This is a genomic window from Variovorax sp. GW460-12-1-14-LB1 (assembly GCF_059423605.1).
Genome location: NZ_JBWKYF010000016.1, coordinates 37,990 through 63,901 on the forward strand (window position 1 = coordinate 37,990; position 25,912 = coordinate 63,901).

General features: G+C 69.9%; 20 protein-coding genes. 11 read left to right on the plus strand and 9 right to left on the minus strand.

Annotated elements, in window-relative coordinates; genetic code table 11:
• Positions 1-4 precede the first annotated feature (4 nt).
• From AC07Y4_RS10975 to AC07Y4_RS11020, 10 genes are all read left to right on the plus strand, one after another.
• Positions 5-832, plus strand: coding sequence for a CheR family methyltransferase (locus AC07Y4_RS10975; RefSeq protein ID WP_139704680.1), 828 nt, complete (start codon positions 5-7; stop codon positions 830-832).
• Positions 829-1,422, plus strand: coding sequence for a chemoreceptor glutamine deamidase CheD (gene cheD / locus AC07Y4_RS10980; protein WP_062469392.1), 594 nt, complete (start codon positions 829-831; stop codon positions 1,420-1,422). The genes AC07Y4_RS10975 and cheD overlap by 4 nt, the downstream gene beginning before the upstream one ends.
• Before the next feature lie 2 nt (positions 1,423-1,424).
• Positions 1,425-2,516, plus strand: coding sequence for a protein-glutamate methylesterase/protein-glutamine glutaminase (locus tag AC07Y4_RS10985; protein WP_487850382.1), 1,092 nt, complete (start codon positions 1,425-1,427; stop codon positions 2,514-2,516).
• A gap of 37 nt (positions 2,517-2,553) precedes the next feature.
• Positions 2,554-2,946: a chemotaxis response regulator CheY gene (cheY, locus tag AC07Y4_RS10990; RefSeq protein WP_056582361.1), complete on the plus strand. Its 393-nt coding sequence runs from the start codon at positions 2,554-2,556 to the stop codon at positions 2,944-2,946.
• Positions 2,943-3,587, plus strand: coding sequence for a protein phosphatase CheZ (cheZ, locus tag AC07Y4_RS10995; protein ID WP_487850323.1), 645 nt, complete (start codon positions 2,943-2,945; stop codon positions 3,585-3,587). Before cheY ends, cheZ begins: the two co-directional genes overlap by 4 nt.
• A gap of 134 nt (positions 3,588-3,721) precedes the next feature.
• Entirely contained in the window at positions 3,722-4,864 is a 1,143-nt protein-coding gene (gene flhB / locus AC07Y4_RS11000) for a flagellar biosynthesis protein FlhB (RefSeq protein WP_487850324.1), read from the plus strand.
• Positions 4,861-6,969 (plus strand): flagellar biosynthesis protein FlhA, encoded by a 2,109-nt coding sequence (gene flhA, locus AC07Y4_RS11005; RefSeq protein WP_159274400.1) that lies wholly within the window; start codon positions 4,861-4,863, stop codon positions 6,967-6,969. Before flhB ends, flhA begins: the two co-directional genes overlap by 4 nt.
• Complete coding sequence (gene flhF, locus AC07Y4_RS11010) at positions 6,966-9,290, plus strand: flagellar biosynthesis GTPase FlhF (RefSeq protein WP_487850325.1); 2,325 nt, start codon at positions 6,966-6,968, stop codon at positions 9,288-9,290. The genes flhA and flhF overlap by 4 nt, the downstream gene beginning before the upstream one ends.
• Positions 9,291-9,295: 5 nt before the next feature.
• Positions 9,296-10,099 carry a MinD/ParA family ATP-binding protein gene (locus AC07Y4_RS11015; RefSeq protein ID WP_487850326.1) on the plus strand — a complete coding sequence of 268 codons (804 nt, stop codon included), beginning with the start codon at positions 9,296-9,298 and terminating at the stop codon, positions 10,097-10,099.
• Between the two features lie 25 nt (positions 10,100-10,124).
• Positions 10,125-10,859 (plus strand): RNA polymerase sigma factor FliA, encoded by a 735-nt coding sequence (locus AC07Y4_RS11020; protein WP_487850327.1) that lies wholly within the window; start codon positions 10,125-10,127, stop codon positions 10,857-10,859.
• A gap of 6 nt (positions 10,860-10,865) precedes the next feature.
• Here the strand turns inward: AC07Y4_RS11020 and AC07Y4_RS11025 are convergent, their stop codons facing one another.
• From AC07Y4_RS11025 to AC07Y4_RS11045, 5 genes are read right to left on the minus strand one after another with little or no spacing between them, the layout of a single operon-like run.
• Entirely contained in the window at positions 10,866-11,729 is an 864-nt protein-coding gene (locus AC07Y4_RS11025) for an isocitrate lyase/PEP mutase family protein (protein WP_487850328.1), read from the minus strand.
• 29 nt (positions 11,730-11,758) lie between these two features.
• Positions 11,759-12,949 (minus strand): 2-methylaconitate cis-trans isomerase PrpF, encoded by a 1,191-nt coding sequence (prpF, locus tag AC07Y4_RS11030; RefSeq protein ID WP_487850329.1) that lies wholly within the window; start codon positions 12,947-12,949, stop codon positions 11,759-11,761.
• A gap of 2 nt (positions 12,950-12,951) precedes the next feature.
• On the minus strand, positions 12,952-15,546 hold the full coding sequence (gene acnD / locus AC07Y4_RS11035; RefSeq protein ID WP_487850330.1) for a Fe/S-dependent 2-methylisocitrate dehydratase AcnD: 2,595 nt from the start codon (positions 15,544-15,546) through the stop codon (positions 12,952-12,954).
• A 60-nt stretch (positions 15,547-15,606) separates the two neighbouring features.
• Positions 15,607-16,764, minus strand: a complete 1,158-nt coding sequence (prpC, locus tag AC07Y4_RS11040) for a bifunctional 2-methylcitrate synthase/citrate synthase (RefSeq protein ID WP_487850331.1) — start codon at positions 16,762-16,764, stop codon at positions 15,607-15,609.
• Positions 16,761-17,171 carry an acyl-CoA thioesterase gene (locus AC07Y4_RS11045; protein WP_354343194.1) on the minus strand — a complete coding sequence of 137 codons (411 nt, stop codon included), beginning with the start codon at positions 17,169-17,171 and terminating at the stop codon, positions 16,761-16,763. The genes prpC and AC07Y4_RS11045 overlap by 4 nt, the downstream gene beginning before the upstream one ends.
• 120 nt (positions 17,172-17,291) lie before the next feature.
• Here AC07Y4_RS11045 and AC07Y4_RS11050 point away from each other — a divergent pair, with 120 nt between their 5' ends.
• Positions 17,292-18,719 (plus strand): short-chain fatty acyl-CoA regulator family protein, encoded by a 1,428-nt coding sequence (locus tag AC07Y4_RS11050; protein ID WP_487850332.1) that lies wholly within the window; start codon positions 17,292-17,294, stop codon positions 18,717-18,719.
• A gap of 12 nt (positions 18,720-18,731) precedes the next feature.
• Here AC07Y4_RS11050 and AC07Y4_RS11055 read toward each other — a convergent pair whose 3' ends face one another.
• From AC07Y4_RS11055 to AC07Y4_RS11070, 4 genes are all read right to left on the minus strand, one after another.
• Complete coding sequence (locus tag AC07Y4_RS11055; RefSeq protein WP_487850333.1) at positions 18,732-20,189, minus strand: efflux transporter outer membrane subunit; 1,458 nt, start codon at positions 20,187-20,189, stop codon at positions 18,732-18,734.
• Positions 20,189-23,353 (minus strand): efflux RND transporter permease subunit, encoded by a 3,165-nt coding sequence (locus tag AC07Y4_RS11060; RefSeq protein ID WP_487850334.1) that lies wholly within the window; start codon positions 23,351-23,353, stop codon positions 20,189-20,191. The genes AC07Y4_RS11055 and AC07Y4_RS11060 overlap by 1 nt, the downstream gene beginning before the upstream one ends.
• A gap of 9 nt (positions 23,354-23,362) precedes the next feature.
• A complete protein-coding gene (locus AC07Y4_RS11065) occupies positions 23,363-24,598 on the minus strand; it encodes an efflux RND transporter periplasmic adaptor subunit (protein ID WP_487850335.1) in 1,236 nt (411 codons plus the stop codon).
• 206 nt (positions 24,599-24,804) lie between these two features.
• A complete protein-coding gene (locus tag AC07Y4_RS11070; protein WP_487850336.1) occupies positions 24,805-25,755 on the minus strand; it encodes a LysR substrate-binding domain-containing protein in 951 nt (316 codons plus the stop codon).
• Positions 25,756-25,912 lie beyond the last annotated feature (157 nt).

Sequence of the window (25,912 nt, forward strand, 5' to 3'; positions counted from 1 at the left end):
GGCTGTGACGACCGAGTTCCACTTTACCGACCACGACTTCTCCAGAATCCGGACCCTCATCCATCGCCGCGCCGGCATCGCCCTGGGCGAGCAGAAGCGGCAGATGGTGTACAGCCGGCTGTCGCGGCGCCTGCGCGAGCTGCAGCTGCCGGCGTTCGCGCCGTACCTGGACCAGCTCGAGGCGCGCCACGACGGCGACGAGTGGCAGCTGTTCATCAACGCGCTCACCACCAACCTGACCTCGTTCTTTCGCGAGGCGCACCACTTTCCCACGCTGGCCGACCATGTGCGCAAGCGGCCGGGCCCGGTCACCGTGTGGTGCGCCGCCGCCTCGACGGGCGAGGAGCCGTACTCGATCGCCATCACGCTGATGGAAGCGCTGGGCGAGCGCGCGGGCTCGGCCCGCGTCATCGCCAGCGACATCGACACGGCGGTGCTGGCCAAGGCCGCCACCGGCGTCTTCACCACCGAGCAGGTGCGGCGCCTGTCGCCCGAGCGGCTACGGCGCTTCTTCAACAAGGGCACCGGCACCAACGCCGGCAAGGTGCGCGTGCGCCCCGAAGTGGCCACGCTGGTGAAGTTCTCGCGCGTGAACCTGCTGGACAGCGCCTGGTCGGTGAAGGAGCCGGTGGACGCGATCTTCTGCCGCAACGTGATGATCTATTTCGACAAGCCGACGCAGAAGAAGGTGCTCGACCGCTTCGCGCCGCTGCTCAAGCCGGGCGGCCTGCTGTTCGCCGGGCATTCCGAGAACGCCTCGCTCGTCAACCCGGCCTTCCGCCCGCTGGGGCAGACGGTGTACGAGCTGTCGCGCACGCCGGGCCTCGCATGAGCCTGGCGAGCCACCACTACTTCGACCGCGATGTCGGGCGCATGGCCGTCAAGCTGCTGCCCTCCGAGTACTACGTGACCACCGACCACACCGTGCTGAGCACCGTGCTCGGCTCTTGCGTGGCCGCCTGCCTGCACGACGCGCAGGCGGGCGTGGCCGGCATGAACCACTTCATGCTGCCCGACGACGGCGAGCCCGGTGGCGGCTCGATGCGCTACGGCGCCTTCGCCATGGACGTGCTGGTGCGCGAACTGGTGCGCGCGGGCGCGCGGCGCGAGCGGCTGCAGGCCAAGGTGTTCGGCGGCGGCGCCGTGCTGGCCGGCATGACCACGCTCAACATCGGCGACCGCAACGCCGACTTCGTGCTGCGCTACCTGGAGGCGGAACGCATCGAAGTGGCGGCGCAGGACCTGCGCGGACCGCACGCGCGCCGCGTGTGCTTCCTGCCCGAGAGCGGCAAGGCCGTGGTGCGCCGCCTGCGCGCGCAGACCGAGGTGCTGCGGGTGCGCCGCGACGAAGGCGAGCTGCTGCGCCGGCTGTCGGTGCCCGCCGCGCCGCACGAGATCGACAGAACCAAAGGAAGCCGGTGAGCCTGCCAAGCAAGAAAAAGATCAAGGTGCTCTGCGTCGACGATTCGGCGCTGATCCGCAGCGTGATGAGCGAGATCATCAACAGCCAGAGCGACATGACCGTGGTCGGCACCGCGGCCGACCCGCTGGTGGCGCGCGACCTCATCAAGGTGACGAACCCCGACGTGCTCACGCTCGACGTGGAAATGCCGCGCATGGACGGCCTGGAGTTTCTCGAGAAGCTCATGCGCCTGCGGCCGATGCCGGTGGTCATGGTGTCCTCGCTCACCGAGCGCGGCTCGGAGATCGCGCTGCGCGCGCTGGAGCTGGGCGCCATCGACTTCGTGACCAAGCCGCGCCTGGGCGTGCGCGACGGCCTGCTCAACTACACCGAGCTCATCGCCGGCAAGATCCGCACGGCCGCCAGTGCGCGGTTGCTGCCTGCGCGCCCAGCGGCCACGGCGACGCGGCCCGCCCACGAGGCGGCGCCCGAGGCGCTGCTGCGCAGCCCGCTGCTGAGCACCGAGAAGCTGCTCATCATCGGCGCCTCCACCGGCGGCACCGAGGCCATCCGCGAGGTGCTGCAGCCGCTGCCGCCCGATGCGCCCGCGGTGCTCATCGCGCAGCACATGCCGGCCGGCTTCACGCGCTCCTTCGCGCAGCGGCTGGACGGCCTGTGCCGCATCCGCGTGAAGGAGGCGGAGCAGGGCGAGCGCGTGCTGCCGGGCCATGCCTACATCGCGCCGGGCGGCTTTCACCTGTCGCTGGCGCGCAGCGGCGCCAACTACGTGGCGCATCTGGACCAGGAGCCGCCCGTGAACCGCCACCGGCCGTCGATCGACGTGCTGTTCGATTCGGCGGCCAAGCACGCGGGCAAGAACGCCATCGGGATCATCCTCACCGGCATGGGCAAGGACGGCGCCGAGGGCCTGCTGCGCATGCGGCGCGCGGGCGCGCACACGCTGGCGCAGGACGAGGCCAGCTGCGTGGTCTTCGGCATGCCGCGCGAAGCGGTGGCGCTGGGCGCGGTGGACGAGGTGTCGCCGCTGAACGAGATCAGTCGCCGCGTGATGGCGCACCTTCGCACGTTCGGTGAACGTGCGAACCGGGTATGACGAGTTTGAACAACGACCTGTGGAGCTGGAAAAAATCGTGATCGACAAGAGCATCAAGATCCTGGTGGTGGATGACTTCCCGACCATGCGGCGCATCGTGCGCAACCTGTTGAAGGAACTGGAGTTCCTCAACGTCGACGAGGCCGAGGACGGCGTGGCCGGCCTGGAGAAGCTGCGCGGCGGCAGCTTCGGCTTCGTGGTGTCCGACTGGAACATGCCCAACATGGACGGCCTGACCATGCTGCAGACCATCCGCGCCGACCCCGAGCTGAAGACGCTGCCGGTGCTGATGGTCACGGCCGAGGCCAAGAAGGAAAACATCGTCGCGGCCGCGCAGGCCGGCGCCAACGGCTACGTGGTGAAGCCTTTCACCGCGGCGACGCTGGAAGAGAAGATCACCAAGATCTTCGAGAAGCTGGCCAAGGCATGAGCCAGGACACCGCCGGCGCGGCAGACGCCACCAACAACACCACCGAGGAACTGCTGGGCCGCATCGGCCACCTCACGCGCCAGCTGCGCGAAGGCCTGCGCGAGCTGGGCCTGGACAAGCAGGTGGCCAAGGCCGCGCAGGCCATCCCCGATGCACGCGATCGCCTCAACTACGTGGCGGCCACCACCGAACGCGCGGCGCACCGCGCACTCAACGCCATCGACGTGGCGCAGCCGCTGCAGGAAGCCCTGGCCACCGACGCCAAGGCCCTGACGCGGCGCTGGGACCAGTGGTTCGAGAACCCGATCGAACTCGACCAGGCGCGCGAGCTCGTGCTGGACACGCGCGGCTACCTGAACGACGTGCCCCAGCGCGCCAGCGCCATCAACACGCAGCTCATGGAGATCCTGATGGCGCAGGACTTCCAGGACCTCACGGGCCAGGTCATCAAGAAGATGATGGAAGTCGTCAACGACGTCGAGACGCAGCTGCTGCAGGTGCTGATCGACAACTCGCCGCCCGAGAAGCGCCACGAGGCCGTGCAGAGCCTGCAGAACGGACCGCAGGTCAAGCCCGGCAACCCCGACGCCGTGACCGATCAGGCGCAGGTCGACGACCTGCTCGAAAGCCTGGGTTTCTGAGCCGCTTGCAGCCTGCTTGATTGGCCGAATTGCAGGGCGATACCGGCCCTGATCGGCAGATTGTTCCGCACCACCGGATCCAATAATTTGGTTCTGGGCAAGGCGTACTTCGCCAGTGCTGGTTCGGAGCATGAATGGCTGAGGAAAGCGATCTCGAGAAAACGGAACCCGCCTCCGAGCGGCGCCTGGAGAAGGCGCGCGAGGAGGGCAACGTGGCCCGTTCGCGCGAGCTCACCACCTTCGTCATGCTCGCCACCGCGAGCGCCGGCCTGTGGCTGGCGGCCGAGTCGCTCGGCGCGAGCCTGAGCGGCGCGCTGCGCCGCGGCCTGCAGTTCGAACGCGCCAGCGCCTTCGATCCCGCGCACATGCTCTCGCAGAGCGGGCTCATGGTGCTGCATGCACTCATGGCCATCGGGCCGCTGTTCGCCATGATGGTCGTCGCGGCCGTGGCGGCGCCGCTGATGCTCGGCGGCTGGATGTTCTCCGGCAAGGCCGTTGCACCGAACTTCGGCAAGCTCAACCCCCTGGCCGGCATCGGCCGCATGGTCTCGGCGCAGGCGTTGGCCGAGCTCGTGAAGGCGCTGGCCAAGTCGGCGCTGATCGGCGGTGTGGCGTGGTGGGTCATCGTGGACGACATCGAGGCCGTGATGGCGCTCATGTCGCAGCCCGCGCACGAGGCGCTGCCGCATGCACTGGTGCTGGTGGCCAAGCACTGCGCGCTGATCGCCGCCACGCTCTTCCTCGTCGCGCTCGTCGACGTGCCGTTTCAACTCTGGAACTACTACCGCAAGCTGCGCATGTCGCGCGAGGACGTGCGCCAGGAGCACAAGGAAAGCGAAGGCGATCCGCACATCAAGGCGCAGATCCGCCGGCAACAGCAGCAGATGGCACGCCGCCGCATGATGGCCGAGGTGCCCAAGGCCGACATCGTGCTCACCAACCCGACGCACTTCGCCGTCGCGCTGCAGTACCTGGACAGCGACATGCGCGCCCCGCGCGTGGTCGCCAAGGGCACCGAGCTGGTGGCCGCGCGCATCCGCGAGATGGCGAAGGAACACAAGGTCGCGATCCTGGAGGCGCCGCCGCTCACGCGCGCGCTGTACCGCCACACGAAGCTGGGCGAAGAGATTCCGGCCGGGCTGTACACCGCCGTGGCCGAGGTGCTGGCCTGGGTGTACCAGCTCAAGCGCTGGAACAGCGAAGGCGGCGAGGCGCCGCGCACGCCGACCGACCTGCCGGTGCCGGCCGACCTCCAGTACTCGCCGGCGCTCGCATGAACGGACTGAACGACCTGATGCGCCTGCCGGCGCGGATCTTCTCCGGCTCGCAGTTCAAGGGGCTGGCGGGCCCGATCCTCATCATCCTCATCCTGAGCATGATGGTGCTGCCGCTGCCGCCCTTCCTGCTCGACCTGCTGTTCACCTTCAACATCGCGCTGTCGGTGATGGTGCTGCTGGTGAGCATGTACACCATGAAGGCGCTGGACTTCGCGGCCTTCCCGGCGGTGCTGCTGTTCTCGACCCTGCTGCGCCTGTCGCTCAACGTGGCCTCCACGCGCGTGGTGCTCATGCACGGCCACACCGGGCCCGACGCGGCCGGCAAGGTGATCGAGGCCTTCGGCCACTTCCTGGTGGGCGGCAACTTCGCAGTGGGCGTGATGGTGTTCATCATCCTCGTGCTCATCAACTTCATGGTGATCACCAAGGGCGCGGGCCGCATCGCCGAGGTGGGCGCGCGCTTCATGCTCGACGCGATGCCGGGCAAGCAGATGGCGATCGACGCCGACCTCAACGCCGGCCTGATCGGCGAGGAGATCGCCCGCAAGCGCCGCGCCGAGGTGGCGCAGGAGGCCGACTTCTACGGCTCGATGGACGGCGCCAGCAAGTTCGTGCGCGGCGACGCGATCGCGGGCCTGCTCATCATGGTGATCAACATCATCGGCGGGCTCGTGGTCGGCATGCTGCAGCACGGGCTCGACTTCTCCACGGCCGGCAAGACCTACACGCTGCTGGCCATCGGCGACGGTCTGGTGGCGCAGATTCCGGCGCTGGTGATCTCCACCGCCGCCGGCGTGATCGTCTCGCGCGTGACCACCGACGAAGACGTGGGCAGCCAGCTGACGGGCCAGCTCTTTTCCAACCCGCAGGTGCTGTTCCTCACGGCCGGCATCGTCGGCCTGCTGGGCATGATCCCCGGCATGCCGAACCTGGCCTTCCTGCTGATCGCGGGCGGCCTGGTGTGGCTCGGCAAGCGGCTGGTGCAGCGCAAGCCGCAGGCGGCCGCGCAGCAGGCTGCCGCTGCCGCCGCCACGCAAGGGGCGGGCGTGCCCGCCTCGGCCGAGCAGGCCGAAGCCACCTGGGACGACGTGGCCATGGTCGATCCGCTGGGCATGCAGGTCGGCTACCGGCTGATCCCGCTGGTGGACCAGTCGCAGCAGGGCGAGCTGCTGGGCCGCATCAAGAGCATCCGCAAGAAGATCGCGCAGGAGCTGGGCTTTCTCGTGCCGGTGGTCCACATCCGCGACAACCTGGAGATCAAGCCCAACGCCTACGTCATCAGCCTGAAGGACGTGGAGATCGGCCGCGGCGAAGCTTTTCCCAACCAGTGGATGGCGATCAACCCCGGCCAGGTGACGGGCACGCTGACCGGCACGCCCACGCGCGACCCGGCCTTCGGCCTGGAGGCCACCTGGATCGACGCCAGCCTGCGCCAGCAGGCGCAGGTGTACGGCTACACCGTGGTCGATGCCTGCACCGTGATGGCCACGCACCTGAACCACCTGATCCACACCCACGCGGCCGAGCTGCTGGGCCGCCAGGAAGTGCAGCAGCTGCTCGACCAGATCGCCAAGACCGCGCCCAAGCTCACGGAAGACCTGGTGCCCAAGGTGCTGTCGCTGAGCACGCTGCACAAGGTGCTGCAGAACCTGCTCGACGAAGAGGTGCCGATCCGCGACATGCGCACCATCCTCGACGTGATGGCCGAGCACGCGCCCACGGTGAAAGACCCGACCGAGCTCACCACGCTCACGCGCCTGGCGCTGGGCCGCGCCATCACGCAGCAGCTGTTCCCGGGCGACGAGGAGATGCAGGTGATCGGCCTGGACGGCTCGCTCGACAGCGTGCTGCAGCAGGCCCTGAACAACAGCAGCGGCATCGAGCCGGGCATTGCCGACAACCTGCTCAAGCAGGCGCAGGCCGCCATGGTGCGCCAGGAGCAGATGGGGCTGGCGCCGGTGCTCGTCGTGCAGCACGCGCTGCGCGTGCTGCTGTCGCGCTTTTTGCGGCGCAGCCTGCCGCAGCTCAAGGTGCTCTCGCACGCCGAGATCCCTGACGCCCGGACCATCAAGATCACCGCCGCCATTGGAGGACGAGCCGTTTGAATCCCCAGACCGACGTGCGCACCACCGCACGCAAATTCGTCGCCGCCACCGGCCGCGAGGCCCTGCGCCTGGTGCGCGAATCGCTCGGCGCCGAGGCCATCGTGCTCACGCACCGCGCCACGGCGCAAGGCGTCGAGATCGTCGCCATGGCCGAGGGCGACGTGCAGGAGACGGTGCAGGCCGCGGTGCCCGCGGTCGCGCCTGCCACGGCCGCACCCGCCGACCCCACCGTGCTCAGCGAACTCCATTCGATGCGCGGCATGATCGAGGAACAGCTCGCCAGCGTGGTCTGGAGCGACAGCCAGCGCCGCGACCCCGTGCGCGGTCGCCTGCTGCGCACGCTGCTGGGCGCCGGCTTCAGCGCGCGCCTGTCGAAGGCCATGCTCGAGAAGCTGCCCACGGGCCAGAGCTATGCCGACGGCATGGCCTTCGTGCGTTCCGAACTCGTGCGCGCGGTGCCGGTGCATGAAGACGAAGACGCGCTGTTCGCGCAGGGCGGCGTCTATGCCTTGATGGGCCCGACCGGCGTCGGCAAGACCACCACCACCGCCAAGCTGGCGGCGCGCTGCGTGATGCGCTTCGGCGCCGAAAAGCTCGCGCTCGTCACCACCGACAGCTACCGCATCGGCGCCTACGAGCAGCTGCGCATCTACGGCCAGATCCTCAACGTGCCGGTGCATGCCGTGAAGGACGCGGCCGACCTGCAGCTGGTGCTGCACGACCTGCGCGACCGCCACATGGTGCTCATCGACACCGTCGGCATGAGCCAGCGCGACCGCGCCGTGCCCGAGCAGATCGCCATGCTGGGCAGCAGCCAGCGGCCGGTGAAGCGGCTGCTGCTGCTCAACGCCACCAGCCACGGCGACACGCTCAACGAGGTGGTGCACGCCTACCGCCAGGGCCATGCGCTGGCGGGTTGCATCTTCACCAAGGTCGACGAGGCCACGCACCCGGGCGCGTTGATCGACACCGTGATCCGCCACCGCCTGCCGGTGCACTACATCTCGGGCGGCCAGAAGGTGCCCGAGAACCTGGTGCGCGCCGACCGCGCGCAGCTGATCGACAGCGTGTTCCAGCCGCGCCAGCACAGCCCGCTCTTCGTGCCGGCCGAGGCCGACCTGCCGGACGAGGCCGCGCCTTCGCCGCAGGCGCAGGGCGAGACCGATCGCCTGCGCTTGCGCTATCAGAGCCTGATCCGCGCGATGGCGCATGACGCGCAGGAGCTGGCGACGACCGCTGGCGCGCTGGCCGGTGCGCACATCGGCTTCGATGGCGCGCGCACGCTGTGGCGCCAGGCCGGTGACGAGGCCGTCGATGCCAGGGCCGTGCTGCACGACCTGTCGGCGTTCGCGCGCGGCGAGGTGACTGCGGGATGCGACACCCACGTCCTCGCGCTGGCCGGGCAGGTGGGCCTGCGTGCGACCGACAGCGGCGACGCCTACGTGTGCCACGGCAGCCTGCTGTTGTCCGACCGCAGCGGCCTGCCGCTGGCGGCGCCGAACCAGTGGCTTTCGACCGCTGCGGCGCGCCAGTCGGCCGCGCCGGGCCAGCGTCAGGCGCAGTGGCTGCAGCAACAGGATTTCGGCAAGCGCCTCGTGCATGTGCTGGGCAAGCCGCCGGCGGTCGAACAGATGCTGGCGTGGCAGGCCGAGGGCACGCAGTGGTTGGCGCGCGCGCCCGGCAGCACGGCCGTGACGGATGCGCACACCGGCGCCGCGACCACGCTCGCGCGCCTGGCCTTCGCGTTCGACGACACGACCGAGCGGCCCGTGCGCTATCGCGGCAAGGCCGCGCTGCAATGCGAGGCGCAGGTCGAGGTGTTGCCGCGCACCGCCATCGACCGCGACACCCTGCCCACGCTGCGCTGCATCTCTGTGCGCGTGGTCGATGCGCGCAGCCGCAAGATGCTGTCGCAGACCTGCGTGCTCACCAACCTGGGCGACGAAGTGGGCGCGTCGCAACTCGCGCAATGGCAGGGCTGGGCCGCCGACGCCGAGCCGTGCTTCCGCCTGCTGCGCGATGGCGTGCAGCTCGTGGGCGGCATGGGCGAGCCCGGCGATCCGCACATGATGAAGCGCCTGCTCGTCGCCGGCCAGGTCACGACCACCGTGTGGCGCCTGCTGCAGGCCGAAGGCGAATGGGCCGACCGCACGCGCCTGCTGCTGGGCCAGCTCACGGGCCGCGCCACGCGCGCCGGCCGCGCGCTGACGGGCGGCGCGCTGTACGCGGGCGTGGGCAAGCTGTTCCTGCTGCTCGATGCGCTGGGCACCGAATCGGCAGGGCCCGCGCAAGCGCCGCGCGCGCTGGAACGCCTGGGCTGAAGGCGATGAGCGCACGCGTCACGGACCAGGCCGACGGGCTGCGCCGGCTGCTCGGGCAGGCGCCGGTGCGCGTCGTCGCCGTCGCGGGCATGGGCCCCGGCGCGGGCGCGACCACGGCCGCGATGAGCCTGGGCGCGGCGCTGGCGCAGCAGGGCAAGGACGTGCTGCTGCTCGATGAACATCACGCCAAGGTGCGCTCGGTGTGCGACGTGTGGGCGCTCGGCCCACGCGGCACGCTGGCCGATGTGGCGAGTCGGCGGTTGCGCATCGACCAGGCCGCAGCGAGCGCGGTGTGCGGCGTGCAGGTGCTGCCCGCATCGCCCGGCGCGAGCATCGACCCGCGCACGCTGTGGCCGCGCGGCATCGTGCTCGTCGATGCGGCCTTCGACGACGAGGGTTGCCTGTCGCCGCTGGCGCAGGGCGCCGATGAACTGCTGCTCGTGCTGCAGCCGCACCCGGCGGCCATCACTTCGGCCTATGCGGGCATCAAGCGCCTGCATCGCGCGCATGCGCTGAAGCAGCTGCGCTTTCTGCTCAACGGCGTGGCCGATGCGGGCACGGCGCAGCAGGTCATGCACAACCTCGCGCAAGCCGCCAGCCGCTACCTCGCGCTGTCGCTGCTGCCCGTGGGCTGGGTGCGCACCGACCCGTGGCTGGCCGATGCGGCGCGGCTGCGCCAGACCGTGGTCGAGGCCTTTCCGGCCAGCGCGGCGGCGGTCGATTTCCGCGCCATCGCCGACGACATGGGCCGCTGGACCTGGCGCACGCCCGCGCGGCCGGCCGTGTTCCCGCAGGCGCTCGCCGCCTGAGGCACGACGACGAGGACGGACGGCCGTGTACACCGCGCAGGGCACCATCGAGAAATCGCATCTGCTGGAACAGCACCAGCCGCTGGTGCGCCGCATCGCGCTGCAGATGATGGCGCGGCTGCCAGCCAGCGTGGAGCTGGACGACCTGATCCAGGCCGGCATGCTCGGCCTGCTCGATGCGTCGAGCCGCTACCAGGACCACCGCGGCGCGCAGTTCGAGACCTTCGTCAGCCAGCGCATCCGCGGCGCCATGCTCGACGAGCTGCGCGCCAGCGACTGGGGCTCGCGCGGGCTGCGCCAGTCGGCGCGCGGCATCGAGAAAGCGATCCAGGCACTGGGCCACCGGCTGGGCCGCGCGCCCACCGAAGGCGAGATTGCGAAGGAGCTGAAGGTCGACCTGGAAACCTACCAGTCGATGCTGCAGGACATCCAGGGCTGCCAGCTGCTGTACGTGGAAGACTTCGCCAAGGGCGACCCCGACAACCCCTTTCTCGACCTGCATGCGCAGGATGCGCGCAGGGGCCGGGGCCAGTTCGACGACCCGCTGGCGCGCCTGCTCGAGAGCGGCTTTCGCCACCAGCTGGTGGACGCGATTGGCGCGCTGCCTGAGCGCGACCAGTTGCTGCTCAAGCTCTACTACGAAGAAGAGCTGAACCTGCGTGAGATCGGCGCGGTGCTCGAGGTGAGCCAGTCGCGCGTCTGCCAGCTGCACGGCCAGGCGGTGAGCCGGCTGCGTGCGAAGCTCAAAGACGCGCTGTAGAAAAAGTCAATTGGCGTAGCGCGTGTCGAGCGCATCGAGCTCGGGCTTGCGCACCAGCCGCTGCCGCTCGGCGAAGGGCGCGACCAGCGACGGGTCTTCGTCCATGCGCCGTGTGTCGCGCAGCACCGTGAGCGCCTTCTGCATGCCAGCCAGCGCGCCTTGCAATGCGGCGTTGGCGTACAGCACGATGCCGTAGCCGAGGCCGCCGAGTTCCTCGGCACCGAAGATCGGTGTCTTGCCGCCGATCACCATGTTCATGAGTTGCGGCTTGTGCAGGCGCTGCGGCAGCGCGCGAATCTCGTCGGCCGTGGTGACGGCTTCGACGAACAGGATGTCGGCGCCGGCCTCGCTGAACTTTTGCGCGCGCTCGATCGCGGCCTCGAAGCCCAGCGTCGCCGCCGCGTCGGTGCGGGCCATGATGAGCAGGTCGGGGTCGGTGCGCGCATCGACGGCGGCCTTGATCTTGTTGACGGCTTCCTCGGTGGAGATCACCTCCTTGCCCGCGAAATGGCCGCAGCGCTTGGGCGCGACCTGGTCCTCGAACTGGATGCAGTCGGCACCCGCGCGCTCCAGCACGCGCACCGTGTGGCGCACGTTCAGCGCGTTGCCGAAACCGGTGTCGGCATCGACGATCAGCGGCAGGTTCACGGCGTCGCGGATGCGTGCCGTGTGGTCGGCGATCTCGTGCAGGCCCATGAAGCCCTGGTCGGGCAGGCCGAACCACATGTTGGTGACGCCCGCGCCGGTGACGTAAATGGCCTCGAAGCCCAGGTCTTCGATGACACGCGCCGACAGCGCGTTGAAGGCGCCCGGCACCAGCACGCCGCGGCGGGCCTCGGCCAGGGAACGGAGGGTCTTGCGAGTCGACATCGGGATTTCCTGTGAATGGATCTGAAAGCTCAAAGGGTGTCGCCGGGCACACGGACCCAGCCTTCCATCAGCACGCGGGCGCTGCGGCTCATCACCGCCTTGGTCACCTGCCATTCGCCATCGACCTGGCTGGCTTGCGCACCCACGCGCAAGGTGCCCGAGGGGTGGCCGAAGCGCACGGTCTCGCGCGCGCCGCCGCCGGCCGCGAGGTTCACCAGCGTGCCGGGAATGGCGGCGGCCGTGCCGATGGCCACCGCTGCCGTGCCCATCATCGCGTGGTGCAGCTTGCCCATCGACAGCGCGCGCACGAGCAGGTCGACGTCGCCGGCCGCCACCGCCTTGCCGCTCGACGCGGTGTAGCCGGCAGGCTTGGCCACGAAGGCGACCTTGGGCGTGTGCTGGCGGCTGGCCGCTTCGTCGAGCGTGCGGATGAGGCCCATGCGCAGCGCACCTTGCGCGCGGATGGCTTCGAAGCGGGCGAGCGCCGCGGCATCGCCGTTGATCGCGTCCTGCAGCTCGGTGCCCGTGTAGCCGAGCGCCTCCGCGTTCACGAAGACGGTGGGGATGCCGGCGTTGATCATCGTGGCCTGCAGCGTGCCGAGGCCGGGCACGTCGAGGTCATCGACGAGCTTGCCGGTCGGGAACATCGCGCCGCCCGCGCCGTCTTCTTCGGCGGCAGGGTCCATGAACTCGAGCTGCACTTCGGCCGCGGGGAAGGTCACGCCGTCGAGTTCGAAATCGCCGGTCTCCTGCACCGCGCCGCCGGTCATCGGCACGTGCGCGATGATGGTCTTGCCGATGTTGGCCTGCCAGATGCGCACGACGGCCACGCCGTCGCGCGGCACGCGAGCCGCATCGATGAGGCCGTTGCTGATCGCGAACGGGCCCACGGCCGACGAGAGGTTGCCGCAGTTGCCGCTCCAGTCGACGAAAGGCCGGTCGATCGACACCTGTCCGAACAGGTAGTCCACGTCATGGCCGGGCCGCTCGCTCTTCGAGAGGATGACGGTCTTGCTCGTGCTCGACGTCGCGGCGCCCATGCCGTCGATCTGCTTGCCGTAGGGGTCGGGGCTGCCGATCACGCGCAGCAGCAGCGCGTCGCGCGCGGGGCCCGGCACCTGCGCGGCCTCGGGCAGGTCCTGCAGGCGGAAGAACACGCCCTTGCTGGTGCCGCCGCGCATGTACGTGGCGGGGATCTTGATCTGCGGAAGGTGCTGCATCGTCAGTCGGCTTTCGTGGCGGCGAGGAAGTCCTGCGCAAAGCGCTGCAGCACCCCGCCGGCTTCGTAGATGGAGACCTCTTCGGCGGTGTCGAGGCGGCAGGTCATGGGCACGTCGAGCCGTTCGCCATTGCGACGGTGCACGACCAGCACGAGGTCGGCGCGCGGGTTGCGCTCGCCGGTCACATCGTACGTTTCGGTGCCATCCAGGCCCAGCGTGAGGCGGTTGGTGCCGGGCTTGAATTCGAGCGGCAGCACGCCCATGCCGATGAGGTTGGTGCGGTGGATGCGCTCGAAGCCTTCGGCCGCGATCGCTTCCACGCCGGCCAGCCGCACGCCCTTGGCGGCCCAGTCGCGCGACGAGCCCTGGCCGTAGTCGGCGCCGGCCACGATGATCAGCGGCTGCTTGCGCCCCATGTAGGTCTCGATGGCCTCCCACATGCGCATCACCTTGCCCTCGGGCTCCACGCGCGCCAGCGATCCGGCACGCACCGTGCCGTCGGCCTTGCGCACCATCTCGTTCTTCAACGTCGGGTTGGCGAAGGTGGCGCGCTGCGCCGTGAGGTGGTCGCCGCGGTGGGTGGCGTAGGAGTTGAAATCGTCCTCGGGCAGGCCCATGCGCTGCAGGTACTGGCCGGCCGCGCTGTCCAGCAGGATCGCGTTCGACGGCGACAGGTGATCGGTCGTGATGTTGTCCGGCAGGATCGCCAGCGGGCGCATGCCCGTGAGCGTGCGTTCGCCCGCCAGCGCGCCTTCCCAGTACGGCGGGCGGCGGATGTAGGTGGAGGCGGGGCGCCAGTCGTACAGCGGCGCGACCTGCTCGCCCGTGTCGGGCTGGATCGCGAACATCGGTTCGTACACCTGCCGGAAGTGCGCAGGCTTCACGCTGGCCTTCACGATGGCGTCGATCTCTTCGTCGCTGGGCCAGAGGTCCTTCAGGCGGATCTCCTTGCCGTCGACGACGGTGAGCACGTCCTTCTCGATGTCGAAGCGCACCGTGCCCGCGATGGCGTAGGCCACCACCAGCGGCGGCGAGGCCAGGAAGGCCTGCTTCGCATACGGATGGATGCGGCCGTCGAAGTTGCGGTTGCCAGAAAGCACGGCCGTGGCGTACAGGTCGCGATCGACGATCTCCTGCTGGATGGCGGGATCGAGCGCGCCCGACATGCCGTTGCACGAGGTGCAGGCATAGGCCACCACGCCGAAGCCCAGCTGTTCGAGCTCGCGCATCAGGCCCGCATCTTCCAGGTACAGCGTGACCGCTTTCGAGCCGGGCGCGAGCGAGGTCTTGACCCACGGCTTGCGCGCCAGGCCCACGCGGTTGGCGTTGCGCGCGAGCAGGCCCGCGGCGATCACGTTGCGCGGGTTGCTGGTGTTGGTGCAGCTGGTGATGGCCGCGATGATCACGGCGCCGTCGGGCATCTGGCCGGGCACGTCGTCCCACGGGGCGGCGATGCCGCGCGCCGCAAGGTCGGCCGTGGCGACGCGCGCATGCGGGTTCGAGGGGCCGGCCATGTTGCGCACGACGCTCGAGAGGTCGAAGTGCAGCACGCGCTCGTACACGACCTCGGCGAGCGTGTCGGCCCACAGGCCCGCCTGCTTCGCATAGATCTCGACGAGGCGCACCTGCTCGTCGGCGCGGCCCGTGAGGCGCAGGTAATCGAGCGTCTGCGTGTCGATGGCGAACATCGCGGCGGTGGCGCCGTACTCGGGCGCCATGTTGGAGATGGTCGCGCGGTCGCCCAGCGTGAGGCTGGCCGCGCCTTCGCCATGGAACTCCAGGTACGCGCCCACCACCTTCGCCGCGCGCAGGAACTCGGTGAGCGCCAGCACGACGTCGGTGGCCGTGATGCCCGGTTGCGGCCGGCCGGCGAGGCGCACGCCGACGATGTCGGGCAGCCGCATCCACGAGGCGCGGCCGAGCATCACGTTCTCGGCCTCGAGCCCGCCCACGCCGACGGCGACCACGCCCAGCGCATCGACGTGCGGCGTGTGGCTGTCGGTGCCGACCAGCGTGTCGGGGTAGGCCACGCCGTCCTGCGCATGCACGACGGGCGACATCCGCTCCAGGTTGATCTGGTGCATGATCCCGTTCCCCGGCGGGATCACCTCCATGTTGCGGAAGGCCCGCTTCGTCCATTCGATGAAGTGAAAGCGGTCTTCGTTGCGCCGGTCCTCGATGGCGCGGTTCTTCGCGAAGGCATCGGGGTCGAAGCCGCCGCACTCCACCGCCAGCGAATGGTCGACGATGAGCTGCACCGGCACCACGGGGTTCACCTGCGAGGGGTCGCCGCCCTGTTCGGCGATGGCGTCGCGCAGGCCGGCGAGGTCGACCAGCGCGGTCTGGCCCAGGATGTCGTGGCAGACCACGCGTGCGGGGAACCACGGAAAGTCATGGTCGCGCCGGCGCTCGATGAGCTGCGTGAGGCTCTGCACGAGGATCGCCGGGTCGCAGCGGCGCACGAGGTTCTCTGCATGTACGCGCGCGGTGTAAGGCATCGTGGCCCAGGCGCCGGGGCGGATGGCTTCGACGGCTTCGCCTGCATCGAAGTAGTCCAGCGCGGTGCCGGGGAGGTTCTTGCGGTAGTCGGTGTTCATGGGGCGCTTGTCGCTCGGCACCCGCGCGCAGGCACGGGCGCTTTTCTTCTTCTCGTGTTTTTACTTCCGATCCTGGATCGGCGCGAACTTCAGGTCTTCGGGGCCCGTGTAGTTGGCGCTGGGCCGGATGATCTTGTTGTCGATGCGCTGCTCGATGATGTGCGCCGCCCAGCCCGAGGTGCGCGCAATGACGAACAGCGGCGTGAACATGGCCGTGGGCACGCCCATCATGTGGTAGCTCACGGCGCTGAACCAGTCGAGGTTGGGGAACATCTGCTTCACGTCCCACATCACGGCCTCGAGCCGCTCGGCAATGTCGAACATCTTGGTCGAGCCGGCCTCCTGCGACAGCGTGCGCGCCACGCCCTTGATGACCACGTTGCGCGGGTCGCTCACGGTGTAGACGGGGTGGCCGAAGCCGATCACGACTTCCTTGGCCGCGACGCGGCGGCGGATGTCGGCCTCGGCCTCGTCGGGCGCGTCGTAGCGCTTCTGGATCTCGAAGGCCACCTCGTTCGCGCCGCCGTGCTTGGGGCCGCGCAGCGCGCCGATGGCGCCGGTGATGGCCGAGTACACATCGGAGCCCGTGCCCGCGACCACGCGCGCCGTGAAGGTCGAGGCGTTGAACTCGTGCTCGGCATAGAGGTTGAGCGAGGTGTGCATCGCGCGCTCCCACTGCGCGCTGGGCTTGCGCCCGTGCAGCAGGTGCAGGAAGTGCGCGCCGATGGAGTCGTCGTCGGTTTCCACTTCGATGCGCCGGCCCTGCGTGGACCAGTGGTACCAGTACAGCAGCATCGAGCCGAGCGAGGCCATCAGGCGGTCGGCGATGTCGCGCGCGCCGGGCAGGTTGTGGTCTTCCTTCTCGGGCAGCAGGCAGCCCAGCGACGAGACGCCGGTGCGCATCACGTCCATCGGGTGGGCGCTGGCGGGCAGCTGCTCCAGCGCCTCCTTCAGGCTCGCGGGCAGGCCGCGCATGGCCTTGAGCTTGGCCTTGTAGGCGCGCAGCTCGGCGGACGTGGGCAGCTTGCCGTGCACCAAGAGGTGCGCGATTTCCTCGAACTCGCAGACCTCGGCGATGTCCAGGATGTCGTAGCCGCGGTAGTGCAGGTCGTTGCCGGTGCGGCCCACGGTGCACAGGGCGGTGTTGCCGGCGGTCACGCCCGACAGGGCGACGGATTTCTTGGGCTTGAAGCCGGTGGGGGTGGCGGTGTCGTTCATGCGGGTTCCTTGTCTGTAGGCACGGTGTGCAGGTAGGTGTTGCGCAGGCGCGCGGGACGGCCGCGGCCGTCGACGGCCACCATCTCGAACAGGCCTTTCAGCGACGGGCGTGCTTCGCCGTCGGGCGGCTCGGCCGCGCCGGTGACGCAGACCGTGAGCGAGCTGCGTCCGGCGCGCGTCACCCAGGCCCGCAGGCGCAGCACATGGCCGACGGGCACGGGCGCGAGGAACTGCGCGTCGCCCAGGCTGGCCATCACCACGTCGGACTTCGCGAAGGCGCGCGCGGCGAGGAACGCGGCCTTCGACATCAGCAGCAGGGCGTTGCCGCCGAACAGCGTGCCGTAGTGGTTGGCGTGCTCGGGGAACACGATGTCGGTCAGCTCGATGGCGGCGGATCGGTTTGTCATGCTTCGCAATTTACGCAATCGAACACTCATAATGAAGGCCTGAATTGGCGAATAGTTGCGAATGAAGACGGCTGATTTTGCAAATATTGCGAATATCGCAAAGACCCACGAGGTGACCCGATGAGCAAGACCTTCATGGGCGTGCGCCTGCGCACGCTGCGCGCCGAACGCGGCCTCACGCAGGTGGCACTGGCCCAGATGCTGGGCCTGTCGCCGAGCTACCTGAACCAGATCGAGCAGAACCAGCGCCCGCTCACCGTGGCGGTGCTGCTGCGCATCAGCAAGACGCTCGGCGTCGACGTGCAGCAGTTCTCCGAAGACGAGGAAGCGCGGCTCGTGGCGAGCATGCGCGAGGCGCTGGCGGACAACCCCGGCGGCGAGGCCGTGGCGCTGCCCGAGCTGCGCGAGGTGGCGTCGCAGATGCCGGCCGTGGCGCGCGCGCTGCTCGCCTTGCACCGCCGCCACCAGGAGGCGCAGGAGCGGCTGGAACTCATGGCCGCCGAACTCGGCGACGGGCGCGGCGACATCTCGCGCAGCCGGCCCATGCCCTTCGAGGTGGTGCGCGATTTCTTCTTTGCCCACCAGAACCATTTCGACCCGCTCGACACCGCCGCCGAATCGCTCGCGGCGCAGGCCCACGCGCAGGGCGGGCCGCTCGCCGAATGGCTCCAGCAGCGGCTTCTTTCGGCCCACGGCGTGCGCGTGGTGCCGGGCGACGAAGGGGAGGGCGCGCTCGACAGCCAGCGCCGCTACGACCCGGCCCGCCGCGTGCTGCGCCTGTCGGCCGGCCTGGAGCCGGGCCAGCAGGCCTTCCAGCTGGCCACGCAGCTCGCGCTGCTGGAGCAGGCCGCGCTCATCGAGTCGCTGGTCGTGCAGGCCGATTTCGGCGACGCCCCGGCCCACGCGCTCGCGCGCATCGGGCTGGCCAACTACTTCGCGGCCGCCGTGCTGCTGCCCTACGGTCCGTTCCTGCAGGCGGCCGAGGCGCTGCGCTACGACATCGACCTGCTCGCGCGCCAGTTCGGCGTGGGCTTCGAAACCGTGTGCCACCGCCTGAGCAGCATGCAGCGCCCGGGCGCGTCGGGCGTGCCCTTCTTCTTCATCCGCGTGGACCGGGCCGGCAACATCTCCAAGCGGCAGTCGGCCACGCACTTCCACTTCTCGAAGACCGGCGGCACCTGTCCGCTGTGGAACGTGTACGAGGCCTTCGCGCAGCCCGGGCGCGTGCTGCCGCAGCTGGCGCGCATGCCCGACGGCCGCGCCTACCTGTGGATCGCGCGCACCGTGTCGCACGGCCAGCGCGGCTTCGGCTCGCCGAGCAAGACCTTCTCGATCGGCCTGGGCTGCGACATCCGCCACGCCCCGCGCCTGGTCTACGCCAAGGGCCTCGACCTGAAGGACCCCGACGTGCCCACGCCCATCGGCATGGGCTGCAAGGTGTGCGAGCGGGTGGCCTGCCCGCAGCGGGCGTTTCCGTTCATCGGGCGGCCGCTGGATGTGAACGAGAACGAAAGCAGGTTCACGCCGTATGCGGTGGCCGGTGCGTAGGGCGGTGGTGCGTCAGTCGCCTTGCGCAGGCTGCTGCGTGCCGGACGCCTCGCTCCACCCACCCCCCAGCGCCTTGTAGATCGCCAGCCGGTTCGTCTGCTCCGTGAGCTGCAAACCGATCAGCGTCTGCTGCGCCGCATAGTCGCTGCGCTGCGCGTCCAGCACGTCGAGGTAGTTGGCGGCGCCGCTCTTGAAGAGCGACTGCGAGAGTTCGAAGCTGCGCGAGGTCGCGGCGCGCAGCGAGCGCTGCGCGTCCAGGCGTTCGGCCAGCGTGCGGCGCTCGGCCAGCGCGTCGGCCACTTCGCGGAAAGCGGTCTGCACGGCCTTCTCGTAGGTGGCGATCTGGATCTTCTGCTGCGCCTGCGCCACCTGCAGGTTGGCGCGGTTGGCGCCGCCGTCGAAGATCGGCACGCTGATCGACGGCGCGAAGCTCCAGGCCTTGCTGCCGCTCGCGAACAGGCCCGAGAGCGTGCTGCTCGCGGTGCCGGCCGAGGCGGTGAGCGCGATGCGCGGGAAGAAAGCCGCGCGCGCCGCGCCGATGTCGGCATTGCTCGCGCGCAGTGCGTGCTCGGCGGCGCGCACGTCGGGCCGCTGCTGCAGCACGCTCGACGACAGGCCGGCCGGCGGCACGAGCAGTTGCGCGACGTCGGCGGTCGTGGCGGCGGTCGGCAGCAGCTCGGGCGGCGGCGTGGCGCCGACCAGCAGCGCGAGCGCGTTGCGGTCCTGCTCGACCTGGCTGTCGAAGGCCGCGGCGTCGGCGCGCGCGGCATCGACGGTGCTCTGCGCCTGCGCCAGCGCCAGGCCCGACTGCGCGCCGAGCGCATGGCTGCGCTGCACCAGCTCGAAGGACTTGCGCTGGCTCTCGAGCGTGCCGCGCGCCAGCTGCAGGCGCTGCTCGTCGGCGGCCAGTTGCAGCCACGCCGTGGCGACGGAGGCCACGAGGCTGATCTGCGTGCTGCGCTGCGTCTCCTCGGTCTGGAAGTAGCCCTGCAGCGCCGATTCGCCGAGGTTGCGCACGCGCCCGAACAGGTCGAGCTCGTAGGCCGTCATGCCGAGGTTGGCGCTGTACTGCGAGGCGATGCGCGACTCGCCGCTGGTCGACAGGCTGCCCGGCGTGCGCGAGCGCGTGCCGGCTGCGCCGGCGTTGACGGTGGGGAACAGGTCGGCCCGCGCGATGCCGTACTGGGCACGCGCACGCTCGATGTTGAGCGCCGCCACGCGCAGGTCGCGGTTGTTGGCGAGCGCGAGTTCGATCACGCCTTGCAGCTGCTTGTCGACGAAGAAGTCGCGCCAGCCGATGTCCAGGGGTGTGGTCGTCGTGACGCCGGCCGAGGGCAGGTTCGATGGCACGGGCGAGGCGGGCTTTTCGTACGCGGGCGCGAGGTTGACGCAGCCGGCGAGCACGGTCGAGGCCAGGGCGGCGCAGGCCAGTGCGCGCAGGGGAAGGCGGGGCAGGAGAGTGCGCGTCATCATTGCGCTCCCTGTTCCGCGGGCAAGGCATCCGGCGGTGTGTCGGCCGGCTTGCGGCGGGCTTCCAGCCAGCCGCGGATCATCGCGAAGAACAGCGGCACGAAGAAGATGCCCAGCGCCGTGCCGACCACCATGCCGCCCAGCACCGCGGTGCCGATCGACTGGCGGCCGCCCGCACCTGCACCCGTGCCGATGGCCAGCGGCAGCACGCCGAAGCCGAAGGCCAGCGAGGTCATGAGGATGGGGCGCAGCCGCAGCCGCACGGCCTCCAGCGTGGCCTCGATCACGCCCTTGCCCTGCTCCTGCAGCTGCTTGGCGAACTCGACGATCAGGATCGCATTCTTCGACGACAGCCCCACCGTGGTCAGCAGGCCGACCTGGAAGTACACGTCGTTGCTCAGGCCGCGCAGGCTGGTGAACAGCAGCGCGCCCACGATGCCCAGCGGCACCACCAGGATCACCGAGAACGGCACCGACCAGCTTTCGTACAGGGCCGCAAGGCACAGGAACACGAACAGGATCGAGATGGCATACAGCACCGGCGCCTGCGCGCCCGACAGGCGCTCCTGGAACGAGGCGCCGGTCCATTCGTAGCCGATGCCGGCGGGCATCTGCTTCATGACTTCGTCGACGGCGGCCATGGCGTCCCCCGAGCTCACGCCGGGCGCGGCATCGCCGACGAACTCGTAGCTGGGGCTGCCGTTGTAGCGCTGCAGCTGCGGCGAGCCGTACGTCCAGCGCGAGCTGGAGAAGGCCGGGAACGGCACCATCTGGCCCAGGCTGTTGCGCACGCTCCAGCGGTCGATGTCGGTGGGCAGCATGCGGAAGGCCGTGTCGCCCTGCATGTACACGCGCTTGACGCGGCCGTTGTCCAGGAAGTCGTTGATGTAGGTGCCGCCCATCGCGCTCGACAAGGTGCTGTCGATGTCGGACGTGGCCAGGCTGGCCGCGCCGGCGCGCGCGTCGTCGATGTCCACCGCGAACTGCGGCGTGTCGTCCAGGTTGTTGCTGCGCACGTTCGCCACCTCGGGGCGCTTGGAGAGCAGGTCGATGAGCTGGTCGCGCGCCTTCACCAGCGCGTCGTGGCCCAGCCCGTTGATGTCCTTCAGGTGGAAGTTGAAGCCCGCGTTGGCGCCGAGCCCGCGCACCGCCGGCGGCAGCAGCACGAAGATGCGCGCGTCGCGGATGGTCGAGAGCTCCTTGTTGGCGCGCCGCGCGAGTTCGGCGGCCGACTGGCCGGCGCCTTCGCGCTCGGCCCAGTCTTTCAGCTTCACGAAGGCGCGCGCCGAACTCTGGTCGCCGTTCTGCCCGGTGATGACGTTCACGCTCACCACCTCGGGTTGCTTCGTGAAGTAGTCCTGCATCTGCGTGACCACCGGCTGCAGGCGCGCGTCGGACGCGCCCGGCGGCAGCGTCACCTGCACCTGCAGGAAGGCCTGGTCTTCATCGGGCAGGAAGGAGGTGGGCAGGCGCATGAACAGCAGCGCCATCACGGCCGCGATCAGCAGGTACACCACGAGGCTGCGCTTGCCGCGCCGCACGATGCCGCCGACGATGCCCTGGTAGCGGTCGGCGCCCTGATCGAAGCGGCGGTTGAAGCCCGCGAAGAAGCGGTCGACCGCGCCCAGCACGCCCTTGCGCGGGGCCGCGTGGCCGCCCTTGGCGACAGGCTTGAGCAGCGTGGCGCACAGCGCCGGCGTGAGCGTGAGCGCCACGAACACCGACAGCGCCATGGCCGAGACGATGGTGATCGAGAACTGGCGGTAGATCACGCCGGTCGAGCCGCCGAAGAAGGCCATGGGGATGAACACGGCCGACAGCACCAGCGCGATGCCCACGAGCGCGGGCGTGATCTCGGCCATCGACTTGCGCGTGGCCTCCTTGGGCGAGAGCCCTTCCTCGTGCATCACGCGCTCGACGTTCTCCACCACCACGATGGCGTCGTCCACCAAGAGGCCGATGGCCAGCACCATGCCGAACATGGTGAGCGTGTTGATCGAGTAGCCCGCCACGGAGAGCACACCGAAGGTGCCCAGCAGCACCACCGGCACGGCAATGGCCGGGATCAGCGTGGCGCGGAAGTTCTGCAGAAAGATGTACATCACCAGCACGACCAGCACCATGGCCTCGGCCAGTGCCTTCACCACCTCGTCGATCGACGCGCTCACGAAGGGCGTGGTGTCGTAGCTCACGAAGGTCTGCATCTGGTTCGGAAAGAGCGGCTGCAGCTCGGCCACCTTGGCCTTCACGGCTTCGGCCACCTGCACCGCGTTGGCGCCGTCGGCCAGCACGATGCCCATGCCGGCGCCCGGACGCCCGCCCAGCACCGAGCGCACCGTGAGGTTCTCGGCGCCCAGCTCGACACGCGCCACGTCGCGCAGGCGCACCACGGCGCCGTCGGGCGTGGCGCGCAGTACCACGTTCTCGAACTCCTCGACCGTCTTCAGCTTGCTGCGCGCCGTGATGGTGGCGTTGAGCTGCTGCTGCGCACCGGCCGGCAGCGCGCCGAGCTGGCCGGCCGAGACCTGCGCGTTCTGCGCGGTGATGGCGTTGCCCACGTCGGAGGGCATGAGCGCGTACTTGCGCAGCTTGTCGGGGTCCAGCCACAGGCGCATGGCGTAGCCGGTGCCCAGCGTCTGCACCTCGCCCACGCCGTCGACGCGGCTGATGACGTCGACCAGGTTGCTGCTGATGTAGTCGCCCACGTCCACCGCCGAGGCGCTGCCGTCGCCGGAGAACATCGAGACGATCAGCAGGAAGTCGTTGCCGCCCTTGGTGACGGTGACGCCGCGGCTTTGCACCTGCTGCGGCAGGCGCGACATGGCCTGCTGCAGCTTGTTCTGCACCTGCATCTGGGCCACGTCGATGTTGGTGCCCGCGTTGAAGGTGAGCGACAGGCGCGCCACGCCCGACGAGTTGCTGGTCGACTGCATGTACAGCAGGTTGTCCAGCCCCTTCATCTGCTGCTCGATGACCTGGGTGACGGAGTCTTCGACCGTCTTGGCCGAGGCGCCGGTGTAGGTGGCGTTGATGGACACGCGCGGCGGCGCGATGTCGGGGTACTGCTCCAGCGGCAGCGTGCGGATGGCCATCAGGCCGGCGAGCATGACGACGATGGAAAGCACCCACGCGAAGATGGGGCGGTCGATGAAGAACTGGGCCATGGCGGGGCCTCAGCGCGCGACGGTGGCGGACGCGGCCGACGTGGTGTCAGGCGTGGCGCTCGCGACGGAGGTGCCGGCCGGCTTCGCGCCCAGGTCGACCGTGCGCACCTTGTCGCCCACCTTCACGCGCTGCGAGCCTTCCATGAGCACGCGGTCGCCCGCGGCCAGGCCGTCGATGACTTGCCAGCGCGTGCCGATGGCACGGCCGATGCGGATGGGCCGCTTCTGGACCTTGTCCTCGGCATCGATCACCAGCGTGGAAGCGCTGCCGTCGGGCGCGCGTGTGACGGCCTGCTGCGGCACCAGCAGCGCGGCGTCGTTCACGCCTTCCTGCAGCACGGCGCGCACGTACATGCCGGGCATCAGCAGCTTGTCGGGGTTGGGCACCACGGCGCGCAGCGTGACGCTGCCGGTGCCGGCATCGACCGTCACGCCGCTGAAGGTGAGGCGGCCCGCGTGCGGGTAGGGGCTGCCGTCTTCCAGCAGCAGCTGGATGCGCGCCTCGGCGTCGCTGGCGCGCTGCAGCCGGCCGCTGGCCAGCTCGCGCTTCAGGCGCAGCAGCTCGCTGCTCGACTGCGTGACGTGCACGTGGATCGGGTCGAGCTGCTGCACGGTGGTCATGGCCGCCGCCTGGTTGGCTGTGACCAGCGCGCCCGGCGTGACGGTGGACAGCTCGGCCCAGCCGGTGATCGGCGAGGTGATGCGCGTGTAGCCCAGCTGGATGCGCGCGGTCTGCTCGGCGGCGCGGGCCACGCCGAGGTCGGCCTCGGCCTGCTGCTCGGCGGCCTGGGTCTCGTCGAACACCTGGCGGCTGATGGCGTCGATCTTCACCAGCTCGGCATTGCGCTTGGCCACGGTGCGGGCCGTGGCCAAGGCCGACTCGGCCTTGCGCACGCTGGCCTGCGCGCTGGCGTGGGCCGCCTGCAGCGAGGCGGGGTCGAGCTGGTAGAGCACCTGGCCGGCCTTGACCTGCGAGCCTTCGGTGAAGAGGCGCTCCTTGAGGATGCCGCCGACCTGCGGGCGGATCTCGGCGATCACCGGGGCCGCGGTGCGACCGGGCAGTTCGGTGCTCAGGGCCAGCACCTCGGACTTGAGCGTGACGATGCCGACTTCTTTCGCGGGGGCGTTGGCCGCCTTGGCTGCGCCGGGAGCCTCCACATTGGTGCGCGAGCACCCCGCGAGGGCGGCGGCGATGCACAGGGCCGTGAGGAGCGGGGCGGAGCGGGAGGCAAAGTGGACGGGCATGGACAGGCAGAAGTAACGAAAGCCAAAGATGGAGCGGGCTCGCGCCGTCGAGTTCAATGCCGCGGCACGGGGGCGGCGAACTTTACAGAGCGGAAACCGTGCCATGTCCCGAGGGGACGGGCGGGTGGCGTCGAGTGTGCGGCCCCACAGTTAAGCGGGTGTGAAGAGGGGCATTGCCCGCATGAAAAAACCGCCTGAAGCGCTCTCTATGGCTTCTTCTTCGCCTGCGCGACCAGGAAATCGACCAGCAGCGGCAGCGGGCCGACCTCGTTGTCGGTGCGGTAGAGGATGCCCAGCGGCGCGATGGGCGCGTTCATGCGCAGCGGCAGCTCGGCCACGGCCGAGCGGTCGAGCTGGTCGAGCACGGTGCGCGGCACCGGCACCACCACGTCGGGCTGCGAGAGCAGGGCGCGCACCAGCTGCGGCGTGAGCACCTGGATGGCATGCGGCCGCGGCACGATCCGCTCGGCGGCCCAGGCCGCTTCCATCACCTGGCGCACCGCGAAGTGCGCGGGCGGCAGCACCCAGCGCGAATCGGCGAGGTCGCGCAGCCGCAGGCGCTTGCGCTGCACAGCCGGGTGGCCGATGCCGGCGATGACCACCACCTCGTCGCTGCGCAGCGGCACGAAGCGGTGGGCATCGGGCACGCGCGCCGGCTGGCGCAGCAGCACGGCGTCGAAGGCGCCCGCGCGCAGGCCGATCGTGAGCCGCTCGATGTTGCCTTCCTCGATGAACAGGCGCAGCTTGGGGTGCTTCGCATGCAGCAGGTTCAGCGCGGGCTGCAGCACGCTGGCGATGGCTGCCTCGATGGCGCCGATGCGCAGCGCGCGCGTCTCCTGCGCGGCCAGCGCCGCGAGGCCGTCGCTGGCCACCTGCATGGCGTCGATCACCATGCGCGCGTGCAGTGCCAGCAGGCGCCCGGCCTCGGTGATGCGCATGCCGCGCGCGTGGCGCTCGAACAGCGGCGTGTCGAGCAGGCCCTCGACCTCCTGCAGCATCTGCGTGGCCGCCGGCTGGCTGATGTGGATCGCCTCGGCCGCGCGGCGCAGGTGCGAGTGCGCGGCCAGCGCGTCGATGAGCTTCAGGTGGCGCAGGCGCAGGCGCGCGAGCAGCCGCTCGTGCAGCACGGAGGAGGGCGTAGGTGTGTCGGCGGCCATCGATAGGCAATCATTATCAGTCGATGCAAAAGCGATTGGACGCCAATCGGTGGCCTTCCTACGCTCACGGGGTCGGGCGGCAGACAAGGGCGCATCGGCTGCCGGCCCGACGGGGCCGTGCAGACGAAGGGCTCCCGCCCGGCGGGTCCTTCCCTTC

Bases quoted from the DNA above. Each gene is read 5' to 3' on its own strand.
- AC07Y4_RS11055 (WP_487850333.1), bottom strand. From the start codon at position 20,189: ATGACGCGCACTCTCCTGCCCCGCCTTCCCCTGCGCGCACTGGCCTGC.
- AC07Y4_RS11070 (WP_487850336.1), bottom strand. From the start codon at position 25,755: ATGGCCGCCGACACACCTACGCCCTCCTCCGTGCTGCACGAGCGGCTG.
- prpF (WP_487850329.1), bottom strand. From the start codon at position 12,949: ATGCAGCACCTTCCGCAGATCAAGATCCCCGCCACGTACATGCGCGGC.
- prpC (WP_487850331.1), bottom strand. From the start codon at position 16,764: ATGAACGACACCGCCACCCCCACCGGCTTCAAGCCCAAGAAATCCGTC.
- AC07Y4_RS11015 (WP_487850326.1), top strand. From the start codon at position 9,296: ATGAGCGCACGCGTCACGGACCAGGCCGACGGGCTGCGCCGGCTGCTC.
- cheD (WP_062469392.1), top strand. From the start codon at position 829: ATGAGCCTGGCGAGCCACCACTACTTCGACCGCGATGTCGGGCGCATG.
- AC07Y4_RS11050 (WP_487850332.1), top strand. From the start codon at position 17,292: ATGAGCAAGACCTTCATGGGCGTGCGCCTGCGCACGCTGCGCGCCGAA.
- AC07Y4_RS11045 (WP_354343194.1), bottom strand. From the start codon at position 17,171: ATGACAAACCGATCCGCCGCCATCGAGCTGACCGACATCGTGTTCCCC.
- AC07Y4_RS11065 (WP_487850335.1), bottom strand. From the start codon at position 24,598: ATGCCCGTCCACTTTGCCTCCCGCTCCGCCCCGCTCCTCACGGCCCTG.
- AC07Y4_RS11060 (WP_487850334.1), bottom strand. From the start codon at position 23,353: ATGGCCCAGTTCTTCATCGACCGCCCCATCTTCGCGTGGGTGCTTTCC.
- cheZ (WP_487850323.1), top strand. From the start codon at position 2,943: ATGAGCCAGGACACCGCCGGCGCGGCAGACGCCACCAACAACACCACC.
- AC07Y4_RS11025 (WP_487850328.1), bottom strand. From the start codon at position 11,729: ATGTCGACTCGCAAGACCCTCCGTTCCCTGGCCGAGGCCCGCCGCGGC.
- flhB (WP_487850324.1), top strand. From the start codon at position 3,722: ATGGCTGAGGAAAGCGATCTCGAGAAAACGGAACCCGCCTCCGAGCGG.
- flhA (WP_159274400.1), top strand. From the start codon at position 4,861: ATGAACGGACTGAACGACCTGATGCGCCTGCCGGCGCGGATCTTCTCC.
- acnD (WP_487850330.1), bottom strand. From the start codon at position 15,546: ATGAACACCGACTACCGCAAGAACCTCCCCGGCACCGCGCTGGACTAC.